Genomic DNA, 14,400 nt, shown 5'->3' on the forward strand with positions numbered 1-14,400 from the left:
TTGGATCCCAATGAAACGATTGCCTCCCCTGCCGGCGCTGCACACTTTTCTGATCACCGCGCAGTGCTGCAACTTCACCCGGGCCGCCGAACAACTGCACATCACCCAAGGCGCGGTGAGCCGGCAGATCGCCGGGCTGGAAGATCATCTGGGTTATGAGCTGTTCATTCGCCAGGCGCGAGGCTTGAGCCTGACCGCCGAAGGCCGGGAATGGCTGCCACGGGTGCAGCAGATTTTTGGCCTGATCGACGAGGCGGTGGAGCAGATCGGCGAGAAGCGCGAAACCCTGCAACTCAAGGCGCCGACCTGCGTGATGCGCTGGCTGTTGCCGCGCCTGTTGCAGTGGCAAAAGGAACGCCCGGACGTGCCGGTGGAATTGACCACCACGGTGAAACACGGCGTGGACTTTCATCGCGAGCAGTTCGATGCGGCGGTGATGTATGGCGCGCCGCCGGACAGCTCACTGGCCTCCCATCATTTGTTCGATGAGCAACTGACCCCCGTGTGTTCCCGACCGATGCTTGAAGGGCCACTGGCTTTGCAAACTCCGGCCGATCTGCAACAGCACTTGTTGCTGCACCCCACCCGTGATGAACGGGACTGGAATGCCTGGCTGAAAGCCGCGGATATTCGATTGAGCAATGTCGGCAAGGGCCAGCATTTCGAAACCCTGGACCTGGCGATGTCGATGGCGTCCCAAGGGACGGGCGTGGCGATTGGCGATTGGTCGTTGATCGGCGATGACCTGAGTGCCGGGCGGCTGGTCATGCCCTTTGAATTGAAGGTAAAAACCGGGTTGGCGTATTTCCTGGTGTTCCCCGAGAAGCCGGAGCCTTCGCCGAAGTTGCGCGAATTGATGGGATGGTTGGTGGAGCAGGCTCAATCGCGTTGAGCCCTTCGCGAGCAAGCCCGCTCCCACATTAGATTTCCAGTGAACACAGTATTTGTGTACGACGTAGATCAAATGTGGGAGCGGGCTTGCTCGCGAATGATTTAAGCAGCGCCATCAATACCCGACAGTAAACCGCTGCCGTGAATACTTCGGTGTTTCCACTTCATCAAGCAGCGCAATCGCGAAGTCAGCAAAGGTAATCCAGCTACGGCCCTCTGCACTCACCAGCAAATCGTCCTTGCCGATCCGAAACGTGCCCGTGCGCTCACCTTCGACGAACTCTGCCGACGGTGACAGGAAGGTCCAGTCCAGGTCCTTTTCTTGATGCAAGGTATTCAGGAACGCGGCACCGGCGCTGGCCTCGGCCTTGTATTCCTCCGGGAAGCCTTCGCTATCGATCACCCTGGAACCGCCCGGCAGCAACAGCGAACCGGCACCGCCCACCACCAGCAGCCGTTTGGCCCCAGACTTCTTCACCGGCTCGATGACGGCGCTGGCGGGGATGGTGGAGAAATGCGCCGCGCTGATTACCGCATCATGTCCGGCCACGGCGGCTTGCAAAGCGGCGGCGTCGAGCACGTCCACATTTTTGCTCACGACACCGGCACGCTGGCCGATTGTCGAGGTGTTGCGGGCGATGGCGGTGACGCTGTGACCGCGACGCAGGGCTTCTTCCAACAGTTGGCTACCGGCACGTCCGGTGGCACCGATGATTGCGATGTTGCTCATGACGTTTCTCCAGTTGCGGTGATGTAGTTTGTAGTGATTTGGCAATGCTCATTGTGGCGAGGGAGCTTGCTCCCGCTGGAGTGCGAAGCGCTCCCCTGCATGTCTTCAGACACACCGCATCAGCTGGTTTTACGACTGCTTCGCAGCCGAGCGGGAGCAAGCTGCCTCGCCACAAAATTTCACTCTTCAGACATTTTCATTTGGCTTGTGAGCTTGCTCAGCGGATCACCACTTCATCTCGCCCTTGGCGACTTTGGCGCTCAGCTCAAGCGAGCTTTCTTCACCCAGGGTCGGGTAGCGTTTTTTCATCGCGGCGATCAGTTCGGCAGCGTCTTTCGCCTTGGCGGTTTCTTCGTCGAAAGCCTTGATGTAATCGGCAGTGAACTGCACCGCCGCCAGAGAGCGAGCGCTTTCACCGAGGTAGTGACCCGGCACAATGGTTTTCGGCTTCAGCGCTTCGATCGCGTGCAGCGTCGTCAGCCAATCGGCGTGGGACTGCGGGGTCTGGGTGTCGGCCATCCACACGTGAATGTTTTCGGCGACGACCACGCCACCGACCACAGCCTTGATCGACGGGATCCACACAAAGCTGCGGTCCGGCTGCTTGCCATCCAGGCCGACCACCTGCAATTTCTGCCCTTCCAGCATCAGGCTGTCGCCCTTGAGCACCTGCGGCACGATGGTTTTGTTCGGCACGTCAGCGCCCATTTTCGGGCCCCAGAACGCCAGTTTGCCGTCGACGGTTTTTTTGATGTGATCGACGGTCGGTTGCGAGGCCAGCACCTTGGCTTTCGGGAACGCTTGGGTGACGGTGTCGAGGCCGAAGTAGTAATCCGGGTCACCGTGACTGATGTAGATAGTGGTCAATTGCTTGCCGCTGGCGCGAATTTTTTCCACCACCTGTTCGGCCTGGGCTTTGCCGAATTGCGCGTCCACCAGAATCGCTTCCTTCTCGCCGCTGACCAGTACCGAGGTCACCGGAAAAATGGCGTTGGTGCCTGGGTTATAGACATCCAGCGTCAGGGTGGACGCCGCAGCGGCATGGGCCGCGAAGCCGAGCGTGGCGGTTGCCAGAAGAATGCGTTTGATTGAAGTGAAGCCGATCATCTGTTGCTCCGTTGTCCGAATGCCGTGTTTGGCGATGGGACAGAGCTTAGTTGCCTGGTTCGATACAAAAAATGCGATGCTTAAACATAGTTTGTTTCTGAAAGCGGGCAAATCATGGATCGTCTACAAGCAATGCGGGTGTTCGTTACGGTGGTGGACCTGGGCAGTCAGTCGGCCGCCGCCGATCACCTGGACCTGTCACGGCCGGTGGTTTCCCGGTATCTGGCGGAGTTGGAGGATTGGGTCGGCGCGCGCCTGATGCATCGCACCACGCGCAAATTGAGCCTGACCACCGCCGGTAGCGAGATTCTGCCCCGCTGTCGGCAAATGCTCGACTTGTCCACGGACATGCAAGCCGCCGTCAGCGAGCCGGACGATGCGCCGCGTGGTCTGCTGCGGATCAGCGTCAGCACCTCGTTCGGCCAGGCGCAACTGGCGGACGCCATGGCGGCTTACGTCAAACGTTACCCCGGCGTCAGCATCGATATGCAAATGCTCGACCGCACGGTGAACCTGGTGGATGAACGCATCGATCTGGCCATCCGCACCAGCAACGACCTGGACCCGAACCTGATCGCCCGGCGCCTGACGGTCTGCCGCTCGGTGATCTGCGCCTCCCCCGCTTACCTGCGCGAGCACCCGACGCCGCAACGGGTCGAGGACCTCAGCCTGCACAACTGCCTGACCCACTCCTACTTCGGCAAAAGCCTCTGGCATTTCGAACAGGACGGCGAACCCGTCTCGGTACCGGTGCAGGGCAACATCAGCGCCAACGAAACCAGTACGCTGTTGCGCGCGACGATGGCCGGGGCTGGCGTGGTGATGCTACCCAGCTACCTGGCCGGCGTGCATATCCACAGCGGCGAACTGATCCGCCTGCTGCCCCAGGCCGAGCCCCGCCAGCTGAACATCTATGCGGTGTATGCCTCACGCAAGCACATGCCGGCGGCGTTGCGCAGCATGCTGGATTTTCTGGTGTTGAGATTTCCGGAAGAGCCGGAGTGGGATGTCGGCCTGTAAACACATCCCCTGTGGGAGCTGGCTTGCCTGCGATGGCGTCGTCACATCCAACAATGATGCTGACTGGCAGCTCGCTATCGCTGGCAAGCCAGCTCCCACAGGGATATCAGTGTTCTGAATATCGCGTTAACCGCGAAAGCCGCTTTGCTGGCAACTCACTGGCGCTGACCTACGCTCAAAGCAGTACCGAAAGGTATTCGTTCAGAGGTCAACACCATGAACATAAAAACAAGAAGATACCTCGCCATTTTCATCACTTGCGCGGCGACGCTGGCGCTATATGGCACGGCCGCCTGGCGCGTCGAACAGTTGCGACAAGTGCCCCGTGAGTTCGCGAGCTGCAACTTCGAACGCTGCATTCCCCACAACGCGAGCCTCAACGCCCTCCGGTAGCGAACACCCTGTGGCGAGGGGGCTTGCCCCCGTTCGGCTGCGCAGCAGTCGTAATTCGGTGAATGCGGTGTTCTCATTGAAATGCTGGGGTCGCTTCGCGACCCAACGGGGGCAAGCCCCCTCGCCACAGGGTTCAGGCGTCGTTGTCCTGATCGGCAGTGTCCTGGTCGGCCTTCAAGCGGTCGCGAAAAGCCTTGGGCGAGATCCCCACGCGACGCCTGAACAGGCGTGTGAAGTTGGTCGGATCGGAAAACCCCAACACGTCGGACATTTCATAAATGGTCATGCTGGTGTAGGTCAGCAAGCGCTTGGCCTCCAGCAATTGACGCTCGTGCATGATCTGCAACGCCGGTTGCCCCGCCAGCTCACGGCACGTGCCATTGAGGTGGGACACGGAAATCCCCAGCCGATGAGCCAGGTCCTCGACCTTGACGTGCTGGCGATAAGTCTCTTCCACCAACTGAATAAAACCGCTGAGGTATTCCCGGGCACGCTGCGGGCGCTGACTGGCGGTACGGCGCTGAATCACCTGGCGGCTGACCCACACCATGATCACGCTGGCCAGCGAATGCATGAGCATTTCCCGTGCTGGTTGATGGCCGGTGTATTCGCTTTGCAGCGCTGAGAACAGGCTGTTGAGGTACTCGCCGTCCTGGCCCGCCGGGTAGCTTTCGGCCTGCGCCAGGGCATTCACCGAATTGCCCAGTTGTGCCTGCAGATGAGTGATCAGCGGCGCGGCCAGAGTGACGACGAAACCTTCGACATCCTCGGAAAACCGATAACCATGCACCGATAACGGCGGCAGAATCAGGATTGCCGGCTCAGTCAATTGTGAGCGTTTACCTTCGATCTCAAGCTCTGCCTGACCTTTGAAGACGAAGAGCAACTGACACAAATCAGCGTGGCGATGGGGTTTTATTTCCCATTGATGTTCGCGGCTGCGTTTGGAAATGGTTTCACAGTGCAACAAGTCTGGGGTCGGCCAGTCCAGGCTTTCACCGTAGAGTTTGAACACCGGAATCGATGGCAGGGCGGGCTTGTTCATCACGTCAATCCAGGCCTCAGGGGTAACGGGGCGATAATCGCACCGATTGGCAGAATGTACAGGTATCGGCTCAGTTTTCACCTTCAATTGACAGACTCGCAAGTGAAAAATGCAAGTACTCGATCCATAAAAATCATTCACCGGCCGTGGCCGTGTGGAGCTCGCGAGTCATAAAAACAATGAAAACACTCAAAACCCAAGTCGCCATCATCGGCGCCGGCCCCTCTGGTTTGTTACTCGGCCAATTGCTGCATAACGCCGGAATCGACACCCTGATCCTCGAACGCCAGACCCCGGACTATGTGCTCGGACGCATCCGCGCCGGTGTCCTCGAACAAGGCATGGTAGAGCTGTTGCGCCAGGCTGGGGTGGGTCAGCGCATGGACGCCGAGGGGCTGGTCCATGCAGGCTTCGAACTGGCCCTCGATGGACGCCGCGTGCACATCGATCTGCAGGCGCTGACCGGCGGCAAAACCGTGATGATCTATGGCCAGACCGAGGTCACCCGCGACCTGATGGCCGCCCGTCGGGACGCCGGTGCACAGACGATCTATGAAGCCAGCAATGTCGTCCCCCACGGCATGAAAACCGCCGAACCCTTTGTCACCTTCGACAAGGACGGCGAAACCTGGCGACTCGATTGTGACTACATCGCCGGTTGCGACGGTTTTCATGGCGTGGCGCGGCAGTCGATCCCTGCCGACTGCCTGAAGGTGTTCGAGCGGGTTTATCCGTTCGGCTGGCTGGGGATTCTCGCCGACACGCCACCGGTTCACGAAGAGTTGGTCTACGCACGGCATGAACGAGGGTTTGCGCTGTGCAGCATGCGTTCGGCGACACGTACCCGTTATTACCTTCAGGTACCGGCCCAGGATCAAGTCGAGGAGTGGTCCGATCAGCGCTTCTGGGATGAGCTCAAATCCCGCCTGCCGGCCGCCCTCGCAGCCTCTCTGGTGACGGGCCCGTCGATTGAAAAAAGCATCGCGCCGCTGCGCAGTTTCGTGGTCGAACCGATGCAGTACGGGCGGATGTTCCTGGTCGGCGACGCCGCGCACATCGTCCCGCCCACCGGCGCCAAGGGCTTGAACCTGGCGGCCAGCGACGTCAGCACATTGTTTAATATTCTGCTGAAGGTTTACCGCGAAGGGCGTGTGGATTTGCTGGAGAAGTATTCCGAGGTCTGCCTGCGGCGGGTGTGGAAGGCCGAGCGGTTTTCCTGGTGGATGACCTCGATGCTGCACCGCTTCGACGACCATGACGCGTTCAGCCAGCGTATCAGCGAATCGGAGTTGGCCTATTTCGTGGACTCCGAGGCGGGGCGAAAAACCATTGCAGAAAATTACGTCGGCCTTCCATACGAGGCTATCGAATAGCCTGCTACCGACTTACACTGGCGAGCATCCCGCTCGCCTAGCCTCTTGCGGGCCCATCACTGCCCGCAGGTTTTACCCGTGACCAATCTCAACCGGCCTGACACGCCCAAACCGGCCATTCGCAGCGTGCTGATCGCCCTGATGCTGGCGATCTTTCTGGGCGCGCTGGACCAGACCATCGTCGCCGTGTCGATGCCGGCCATTTCCGCACAATTCAAGGACGTCAGCCTGCTGGCCTGGGTCATTTCCGGGTACATGGTGGCGATGACCGTGGCGGTGCCGTTTTACGGCAAACTCGGCGATCTGTATGGCCGCCGCACGTTGATGCTGTTTGGCATGGGGGTATTCACCCTCGCGTCATTGTTCTGCGCCATGGCGCAAAGCATGGAGCAACTGGTGCTGGCGCGAATCCTTCAAGGCATCGGCGCTGGCGGGATGATTTCGGTGAGCCAGGCGATCATCGGCGACATCGTTCCGCCCCGCGAACGCGGTCGCTATCAGGGTTACTTCAGCAGCATGTACGCAGTGGCCAGCGTGGCCGGCCCGGTTCTCGGTGGCTACATGACCGAATACCTGTCCTGGCGCTGGGTGTTTCTGATCAACCTTCCATTGGGCCTGGGTGCCTGGCTGGTGGCCCACCGCACGCTGGTGGGGCTGCCAGTGCCGCAGCGCCAGCCGATCATCGACTACTTCGGCACATTGCTGATGATCATCGGCCTGACGGCGTTGTTGCTGGGCATCACTGAGGTTGGCCAGGGCTATTCGTGGCGCAGCGCCGAAGTGTCGGGTTTGCTCGGTTGCGCGGTGGTGGTGTTGGCCGTATTCGTCTGGCATGAACAGCGGGCGCGAGAACCATTGCTGCCGATGCACTTGTTCGCCAACCGCACTGCGATTCTGTGCTGGTGCACGATTTTCTTCACCAGTTTCCAGGCGATTTCCCTGATCGTGCTGATGCCCCTGCGCTTCCAGAGCGTCACCGGCGCCGGTGCCGACAGCGCCGCGTTGCACCTGTTGCCGCTGGCCATGGGTTTGCCGATAGGCGCGTATTTCGCCGGACGCCAGACCTCAGTGACCGGTCGTTATAAACCAATGATCCTGACCGGCGCCCTGCTGATGCCATTCGCGATTCTCGGCATGGCGTTCAGTGCACCTCAGGCGTTTGTGCTGAGCAGCCTGTTTATGTTGCTCAGCGGGATCGCCAGTGGAATGCAGTTCCCGACGTCGTTGGTGGGTACGCAAAACTCGGTGGAACAGCGGGACATCGGCGTCGCCACCAGCACCACCAATCTGTTTCGCTCTCTGGGCGGCGCGGTGGGGGTGGCGTTGATGTCGGCGTTGTTGCTGGCGCTGTTGCAGGATTCAAGTTTCGCGCACATGGCAGGCTCGTTGCTGATTGCTGAGGGCCATTCGGGGAATGTCTTGCTCGATGGTTTGAACGCCGCGCCGGGTGATGCGCAAAACGCCCTGCGCGCTGAGTTGCTGCTGACTTTCCGGCATTTGCTGATGGTCAGCGCGGCGGTGTCGCTGCTGGGGCTGGCGGCGGCGATTGCCATGCCGAATAGAGTGTTGCGGGGGCGGGAGGACACTGTTCGATAGTAATACCGAGGTGCGGCCTTCGCGGGCAAGCCTCGCTCCTACAGAGGAATGCGGTCAGGGTAGGAGCGAGGCTTGCCCGCGAAGACGTCAGCCCGGACACCACCGAATCAAGGGCTGTAATACCCCACCGCCACCAGAAAATGCCCGACCTTTTTCAGGTAGGCATGCTTGTCTTCGACCTTGCCGGTCACCGGGTTTTTCCAGCGGTATTCGTATTCGCCGTCATCCTGACTGGCCATTAGCGCCAGGATCGGCTCGCCCACCGGTTTGTCTTCCGGGTCCTTGATCTTGCTGAAGTCGGTATTGATCAGCCGCAGGTTGGTGCCATGGGCGACATAGCGCCGGGTATCCAGGTCGACGACAAACACGTACAGGTCATCCTGCAAGTAACCGCCCTTCAGGGAGTTGATTGCCGTGAGCGTGCCCTTCTCGTTTTTGGCCAGATCGACCGCTGCTTTATCGAGCAATGCTTGCGCCTGTTGCGGCGAGGCCCGTGGCAGGTAGTAACCGACCGCCAGAATCCGCTGGCCGATGCGCTGATAGAACACATGCTTGCGTTCGACCTTACCGTCGGCCCAGTTCTGCCAGCGGTATTCGGCCTGCTGAATGCCATTGCCCTCCGGCACTTTCAAGGCGTCCTTGAAGGCTTTCTGCACATCCGGCCCAAGCACCTCGGACACATCACGGCCGATCAACGCCGAAGACGGCCCGCCGCTGGCGAGCATCACGCCCTTGGTATCAACCACGAAGACATAACGATCCTTGTCGACAAACTCACCCTGACGGCTGAAGGCTGCGAAAGCCTTGTCGCCATGCTCGTGGTAATAGGCCAGGGCTTTTTCCAGCAAGGCTTTGGCAGCCTGGCTATCAGCCTTTTCCGTCATGGCGGCATGAACCGGCCCCAGGCACAGCAAAAGCATCCCGCCCAACAAGGCTAACTTGTGAAGAACCCCCATTGCGCATCCCCCGTTCTTGTTAGTGTTTCAAGAGCGTAGACGGCTTGGGGCTATGTATGAATATTCAGGAAACTGTGGCGGGGGTTTGTTTTAAAGAGACTTTGTGTGGCGAGGGGGCTTGCCCCCGTTCGGCTGCGCAGCAGTCGTAAAACCTGAGCATGCGGTGCAGCTGGAAGAATGTAGGGGAGCGCTTCGCACTCCAACGGGGGCAAGCCCCCTCGCCACAAAAAAAACCTGGCCACAGCAAGCCCCTAGCCACAAAAGTCCCACTCCACAGGCCCCACTCCACACAGGCCGCATCACTGCATCAGGTTATTGAGGCCGGGCGCGCAGCTGCTGTTGCAGATTCTGAATCTGCGCCTGCAGGGTGTTGATATTGCGGGTGACCTGGCCGCGGAAGGCGTCGAATTCGGCGGTGTTGGTGCCACCTTGAGCGGCAGCCGGGCGATTGTCCTGCTCGCTTTTGAGCACGATCATGTCTTGCTCCAGGCGCTCGATGGCGGCGCTCGGGTTGCCTTGTTTCTTCAGCGCGGCGATGTCGGCACCCAGGCTTTTGAGCTGGGCATCGACTTTGCTGGTATCGGCCGGTGCGCTCTTCAATGCGACCACTTCACCGCTCAAAGCTTTGACCTGAGCCTGTAACTGAACATTGGCCGCTTGTTGTTCGGTGGCTTGCGCGGTCATTTGCGCCAGGCGCTTGTCCAGATCGGAGGTCTGGCCGAGGACGCCTTGCTGCTGTTTGCTCTGATCCTGAAGTTTGCTTTCCAACTGTTTGCTCTGGTCCTGGAGTTTGCCTTCGAGCTGTTTGATTTGCAGCTTCAACGCTTCACTGTCGGTGTTGACATTGGACTGGCTGGCCACGACCTTGCCGGAAATGTCCTGCAAGCGCCCCGCCGCTTCCTCACTGATGCGCGCGAAACTTTCCTGGGTCGCCACCAGTTGTTGTTCCATCAGCGAGATCTGCTGAAAACTCCACCAGGCAAGGCCGGCGAAGGCAAAGAACAACGCACCGACCAATGCCCACAGAGGGCCGGTGCCCGGGCCTTTGACCTTGACCACCGGTGTGGTGCGCGAATGCACGGAAGTGCGAGCGGTGGTCGGAAAATCATCGTCGTCGAAGCTGTCGGCGCGCAGGCTCGGAACATCGTCGAAGTCGTCGTTGGCATCGTTACGCATGGGCATTAGGGTCAACCTTTGTGGAACGCGGTGATGGCTTGATGCGGCGAAGTATAACCCCCGCTGCCGCACCGGTTGACCCTGAACCCCGAACTCGGTTCAGTAAGGGGCCGCCCTTGTGTGTCAGCGAATGTCCTGAGCCTTCCACCAGCCGCAGAATTCATCAAGGGCGGTCCAGAGGCTGACTTTCGGATCGTAGTCCAGATAATGCCGTGCGCGGCTGATGTCCAGGGTGAAGTTTTTGTTCATGACTTGCATGCCCAGCCGCGACAGGGTCGGCTCGGGACGACCGGGCCACAGCTTGCACACACCCTCGTTGAGCGCGGCAAGGCTGTAGGCCAAACCGTAGGAACGGTAACGGGTCACCTGTGGGACATCCATTTGGCGCATCACGTAATTGACCACATCCCACAACGGAACCGGCGCTCCGTTGCTGATGTTGTAGGCCTTGCCCAGGGCCGAACCGTTGGCCAGCAAGCTGCTGAGCAATGCTTCGTTGAGGTTTTGCACGCTGGTGAAATCGACCTTGTTCAGGCCATTGCCAATAATCGCCAACCGCCCTTTGCGCTGCATCTTCAGCAATCTGGGAAAAATGTTCATATCGCCGGCGCCGGTCACGAAACGCGGGCGCAGGGCCAGGGTTTCGAGGCCGAATTCCTGCGCACCGAAGACTTTTTGCTCGGCCAGGTATTTGGTCGCGGCATAGGGATGCTTGAAGCGCTTGGGCACCTGCTCTTCGGTCAACCCCAGATGATCACGGCCATCGAAGTAGATCGACGGCGACGACAAGTGCACCAGACGCCGGACCCGCTGTTTCAGACAGGCTTCGACCACGTTCTCGGTGACTTCGACGTTGCCTTGATGAAAGTCCTGATACCGCCCCCACAAACCCACTGCACCGGCGCAATGCACCACGGCTTCAACGTCTGAACACAGGTCGCGCGCCAGTTGCGGGTCGCTCAAGTCACCCTGGATGAACTCGGCGCCACGGCGCACCAGATGCTCGACGCTCTCGGCCCGGCGACCGTTGACCCGCACGTCCAGGCCCTGCTCCAGGGCGAAACGCGCAAAGCGTCCGCCAATGAAGCCACTTGCGCCGGTGACCAGAATCTTCATGAATTGCTCCGAATATTTCGTTTTGCGTTTGGCGTATGGCGTATGGCGTGAGGTCTTGACGCTGCCCGTCAGTCCAACGGCACCAGCCATTGCTTCGACGAGCGCACCAATTGATCGGTGAGTAACCCCAACAGCTGACCGCCATTGCGCCAATGATGCCAGTACAGCGGCACATCGATCGGCTTATCTGGCAAAAGCTCGCGCAGGATTCCGCGCTCCAGTTGCTCGCGCACCTGCAATTCAGGCACCAGGCCCCAGCCAAGCCCCGCTTCCGTGAGACGAAGAAACCCTTCGGACGATGGGCATAAATGGTGTTCGAAACCGCCATCCACACCCAACGATGCAAGGTAGCGATGCTGTAGGAAATCGTCCGGGCCAAACACCAGGGCCGGGGTTTTGGCCAATTGATCGGCGCGTACACCTTCGGGAAAATGCCGGGCAATGAACACCGGGCTCGCCATCGCACGGTAGCGCATCGCCCCCAACAGAACACTGCGCGCACCGGCCACTGGCCGTTCACTGGCGCAGACACACCCCGCCACTTCGCCTGCGCGCATGCGTTTAAGGCCGACGGTCTGGTCTTCTACCACCAAGTCGAGCAGCAAATGTTGTTCCGCGCAAAAGTCGCCCACCGCCTCCGCCCACCACGTTGCCAGGCTGTCAGCGTTCAGCGCGATACGCAGGCGTTCGGGCAATCCCTCTTCGTCCAGTGCCGGCACCAGGGTTTGCAGATCCCGCTCAAGCAATCGCACCTGCTGCACATGGTTGAGCAATCGCCGGCCAATCTCCGTCGGGGCCGGTGGCGTTACGCGCACCAGCACTGGTTGGCCGACCCGCGCCTCCAGCAGTTTGATGCGCTGGGAAATGGCCGATTGGGACAAACCCAACACCTGCGCGGCGCGTTCGAATCCGGCCTGCTCGATCACCGCGGCGAGCGCGGACAGTAATTTGTAGTCGAACATCAGTTTTCCTAATGAGCGATCAGCACTATTGGTTTTTCTTATACAGCCTACAACCGGAGAATGACCAGCAAGAACTCTTGAACAAGGATCACCGACATGGCTGGCGAAACGTCATTGGCAACGCTGCTGCGCAGCATGAGCCCGCAACTCAACGACGGCGAATACGTGTTCTGCACCTTGCCCGACGGCAAGTTGCCCGCAGGCCTTGAGTTTGTCGGCAGCTTTCGCGAACAGGAAGGCCTGACAGTGATTCTGGAACGTTCCCACGCCGAGAACGCCGGTTTCAGCTTCGACTACGTCGCCGCATGGATCACCTTGAACGTGCACTCGGCCCTCGAAGCCGTCGGCCTGACCGCCGCGTTCGCCACGGCGCTGGGCCAGGCCGGCATCAGTTGCAACGTGATCGCCGGGTACTACCACGACCATTTATTCGTCGGCCAGGCCGATGCCGAACGCGCCCTGCAGGTGCTACGGGATCTAGCGGCCAACGCGGAGTAAAACGTATGTGGCAAAGCTATGTGAACGGCCTGTTGGTGGCCGCCGGGCTGATCATGGCGATCGGCACCCAGAATGCGTTTGTGTTGGCTCAGAGCCTTCGGCGTGAACATCACCTGCCGGTGGCGGCGCTCTGCGTGACCTGCGATGCATTGCTGGTGGCCGCCGGGGTGTTCGGCCTGGCGACGGTGTTGGCGCAGAACCCGACCCTGCTGGCCATCGCCCGTTGGGGTGGCGTGGCGTTTCTGCTGTGGTATGGCAGCCTGGCGTTGCGTCGGGCCTGCTCGAAACAGAGCCTGCAACAGGGTGAAAATCAGACGGTACGTTCACTGCGGGCGGTGCTGCTCAGTGCATTGGCGGTGACGCTACTCAACCCGCACGTTTATCTGGACACCGTATTGCTGATCGGCTCCCTCGGCGCACAACAAACCGAGCCCGGTGCTTATGTAGTGGGTGCGGCGAGTGCATCGTTGCTGTGGTTCTTCACGTTGGCGCTGGGTGCGGCATGGCTGGCGCCGTGGTTGGCGCGCCCCAGTACCTGGCGAATCCTCGACCTGTTGGTCGCCGTCATGATGTTCACCGTAGCGTTGCAGTTAATCAGCGCCGGGTGATTTATTCCAAAAGGCTCTGGAACCTCTATTCCACACAGTTGTTGCGTGGTTATGCCGCACCCCCGGTGCTATGATCCGATCCCTGCGCCGCAAAGAGTACAAACTCCCCGGCGCATGTCTGGCCGCCCGTGATCGGCCTTGCGCTCACCGCAACTGACCTGATTAGGAGAATCATCATGGCTTTCGAATTGCCGCCGCTGCCTTACGCACACGATGCCCTGCAGCCGCACATTTCAGAGGAAACTCTGCAGTACCACCACGACAAGCACCACAACACCTATGTCGTGAACCTGAACAACCTGGTGCCAGGCACCGAGTTCGAAGGCAAGACCCTGGAAGAAATCGTCAAGACTTCCTCGGGCGGTATCTTCAACAACGCCGCTCAGGTCTGGAACCACACGTTCTACTGGAACTGCCTGGCGCCAAACGCCGGCGGTCAACCAACCGGCGCACTGGCTGATGCCATCAACGCCGCGTTCGGTTCGTTCGACAAGTTCAAGGAAGAGTTCAGCAAAACCTCCATCGGCACCTTCGGTTCCGGTTGGGGCTGGCTGGTGAAAAAGGCTGACGGTTCCCTGGCCCTGGCCAGCACCATCGGCGCCGGCAACCCGCTGACCAGCGGCGACACCCCGCTGCTGACCTGCGACGTCTGGGAACACGCTTACTACATCGACTACCGCAACCTTCGTCCGAAGTACGTCGAAGCGTTCTGGAACCTGGTCAACTGGAAATTCGTGGCTGAGCAGTTCGAAGGCAAAACCTTCACCGCTTAAGCTTCGCGCCAGTCAAGAAACCCGGCTTTATGCCGGGTTTCTTATGCCTGATAAGAATGCGGCGCCTTCGCGAGCAAGCCCGCTCCCACATTTCGAGTGGAGGCTTGCATTAAAAATCAGGGCGCTTTCCCACAATGTGAGCGGCATTCGCCCCCT

14 protein-coding genes are annotated in these 14,400 nt (G+C 59.8%); 7 read left to right on the plus strand and 7 right to left on the minus strand.

The genetic code is table 11. The features are described 5' to 3' along the window. The first annotated feature begins 10 nt into the window (after nt 1–10). A complete protein-coding gene (locus tag ACA044_RS24075) occupies nt 11–892 on the plus strand; it encodes a LysR substrate-binding domain-containing protein (protein WP_497443590.1) in 882 nt (293 codons plus the stop codon). Nucleotides 893–1,006: 114 nt separating this feature from the next. Here ACA044_RS24075 and ACA044_RS24080 read toward each other — a convergent pair whose 3' ends face one another. Next, entirely contained in the window at nt 1,007–1,621 is a 615-nt protein-coding gene (locus ACA044_RS24080; protein WP_497443591.1) for an NAD(P)-dependent oxidoreductase, read from the minus strand. A gap of 225 nt (nt 1,622–1,846) precedes the next feature. Next, entirely contained in the window at nt 1,847–2,728 is an 882-nt protein-coding gene (locus ACA044_RS24085) for an MBL fold metallo-hydrolase (protein WP_497443592.1), read from the minus strand. Between the two features lie 114 nt (nt 2,729–2,842). Between ACA044_RS24085 and ACA044_RS24090 the strand changes: the two genes are divergently transcribed. Further along, entirely contained in the window at nt 2,843–3,748 is a 906-nt protein-coding gene (locus tag ACA044_RS24090) for a LysR family transcriptional regulator (protein ID WP_497443593.1), read from the plus strand. A gap of 526 nt (nt 3,749–4,274) precedes the next feature. Here the strand turns inward: ACA044_RS24090 and ACA044_RS24095 are convergent. Further along, nucleotides 4,275–5,186: a helix-turn-helix domain-containing protein gene (locus tag ACA044_RS24095; protein WP_497443594.1), complete on the minus strand. Its 912-nt coding sequence runs from the start codon at nt 5,184–5,186 to the stop codon at nt 4,275–4,277. A gap of 179 nt (nt 5,187–5,365) precedes the next feature. On the opposite strand from ACA044_RS24095, the gene pobA reads away from it, so the two are divergent. Beyond that, nucleotides 5,366–6,559, plus strand: coding sequence for a 4-hydroxybenzoate 3-monooxygenase (pobA, locus tag ACA044_RS24100; RefSeq protein WP_497443595.1), 1,194 nt, complete (start codon nt 5,366–5,368; stop codon nt 6,557–6,559). A 78-nt stretch (nt 6,560–6,637) separates the two neighbouring features. Beyond that, complete coding sequence (locus ACA044_RS24105; protein ID WP_497443596.1) at nt 6,638–8,155, plus strand: MDR family MFS transporter; 1,518 nt, start codon at nt 6,638–6,640, stop codon at nt 8,153–8,155. Between the two features lie 107 nt (nt 8,156–8,262). Here the strand turns inward: ACA044_RS24105 and ACA044_RS24110 are convergent, their stop codons facing one another. From ACA044_RS24110 to ACA044_RS24125, 4 genes are all read right to left on the minus strand, one after another. Continuing rightward, nucleotides 8,263–9,111 carry a cache domain-containing protein gene (locus tag ACA044_RS24110; RefSeq protein WP_497443597.1) on the minus strand — a complete coding sequence of 283 codons (849 nt, stop codon included), beginning with the start codon at nt 9,109–9,111 and terminating at the stop codon, nt 8,263–8,265. Nucleotides 9,112–9,423: 312 nt separating this feature from the next. Continuing rightward, nucleotides 9,424–10,293 carry an ATPase gene (locus tag ACA044_RS24115; RefSeq protein ID WP_497443598.1) on the minus strand — a complete coding sequence of 290 codons (870 nt, stop codon included), beginning with the start codon at nt 10,291–10,293 and terminating at the stop codon, nt 9,424–9,426. 117 nt (nt 10,294–10,410) lie between these two features. Further along, a complete protein-coding gene (locus tag ACA044_RS24120) occupies nt 10,411–11,403 on the minus strand; it encodes an NAD-dependent epimerase/dehydratase family protein (protein WP_497443599.1) in 993 nt (330 codons plus the stop codon). Between the two features lie 68 nt (nt 11,404–11,471). Beyond that, nucleotides 11,472–12,365, minus strand: coding sequence for a LysR family transcriptional regulator ArgP (locus tag ACA044_RS24125; protein WP_497443600.1), 894 nt, complete (start codon nt 12,363–12,365; stop codon nt 11,472–11,474). Nucleotides 12,366–12,461: 96 nt separating this feature from the next. Here ACA044_RS24125 and ACA044_RS24130 point away from each other — a divergent pair, with 96 nt between their 5' ends. From ACA044_RS24130 to ACA044_RS24140, 3 genes are all read left to right on the plus strand, one after another. Next, entirely contained in the window at nt 12,462–12,863 is a 402-nt protein-coding gene (locus ACA044_RS24130) for an ACT domain-containing protein (RefSeq protein WP_497443601.1), read from the plus strand. A gap of 5 nt (nt 12,864–12,868) precedes the next feature. Further along, the gene (locus tag ACA044_RS24135; RefSeq protein WP_497443602.1) at nt 12,869–13,471 is read left to right on the plus strand and encodes a LysE/ArgO family amino acid transporter; all 603 of its coding nucleotides are present in this window, start codon (nt 12,869–12,871) and stop codon (nt 13,469–13,471) included. 176 nt (nt 13,472–13,647) lie between these two features. Next, the gene (locus tag ACA044_RS24140) at nt 13,648–14,244 is read left to right on the plus strand and encodes a superoxide dismutase (protein WP_007898423.1); all 597 of its coding nucleotides are present in this window, start codon (nt 13,648–13,650) and stop codon (nt 14,242–14,244) included. The last annotated feature ends 156 nt before the right edge of the window (nt 14,245–14,400 follow it).

Source organism: Pseudomonas sp. LBUM1673 (genome assembly GCF_059695645.1).

What these genes read in the sequence shown, in the direction of transcription:
- ACA044_RS24085 (WP_497443592.1), bottom strand. Translation starts at nt 2,728, where the DNA reads ATGATCGGCTTCACTTCAATCAAACGCATTCTTCTGGCAACCGCCACG.
- ACA044_RS24135 (WP_497443602.1), top strand. Translation starts at nt 12,869, where the DNA reads ATGTGGCAAAGCTATGTGAACGGCCTGTTGGTGGCCGCCGGGCTGATC.
- pobA (WP_497443595.1), top strand. Translation starts at nt 5,366, where the DNA reads ATGAAAACACTCAAAACCCAAGTCGCCATCATCGGCGCCGGCCCCTCT.
- ACA044_RS24140 (WP_007898423.1), top strand. Translation starts at nt 13,648, where the DNA reads ATGGCTTTCGAATTGCCGCCGCTGCCTTACGCACACGATGCCCTGCAG.
- ACA044_RS24120 (WP_497443599.1), bottom strand. Translation starts at nt 11,403, where the DNA reads ATGAAGATTCTGGTCACCGGCGCAAGTGGCTTCATTGGCGGACGCTTT.
- ACA044_RS24115 (WP_497443598.1), bottom strand. Translation starts at nt 10,293, where the DNA reads ATGCCCATGCGTAACGATGCCAACGACGACTTCGACGATGTTCCGAGC.
- ACA044_RS24090 (WP_497443593.1), top strand. Translation starts at nt 2,843, where the DNA reads ATGGATCGTCTACAAGCAATGCGGGTGTTCGTTACGGTGGTGGACCTG.
- ACA044_RS24125 (WP_497443600.1), bottom strand. Translation starts at nt 12,365, where the DNA reads ATGTTCGACTACAAATTACTGTCCGCGCTCGCCGCGGTGATCGAGCAG.
- ACA044_RS24075 (WP_497443590.1), top strand. Translation starts at nt 11, where the DNA reads ATGAAACGATTGCCTCCCCTGCCGGCGCTGCACACTTTTCTGATCACC.
- ACA044_RS24080 (WP_497443591.1), bottom strand. Translation starts at nt 1,621, where the DNA reads ATGAGCAACATCGCAATCATCGGTGCCACCGGACGTGCCGGTAGCCAA.
- ACA044_RS24110 (WP_497443597.1), bottom strand. Translation starts at nt 9,111, where the DNA reads ATGGGGGTTCTTCACAAGTTAGCCTTGTTGGGCGGGATGCTTTTGCTG.
- ACA044_RS24095 (WP_497443594.1), bottom strand. Translation starts at nt 5,186, where the DNA reads ATGAACAAGCCCGCCCTGCCATCGATTCCGGTGTTCAAACTCTACGGT.
- ACA044_RS24130 (WP_497443601.1), top strand. Translation starts at nt 12,462, where the DNA reads ATGGCTGGCGAAACGTCATTGGCAACGCTGCTGCGCAGCATGAGCCCG.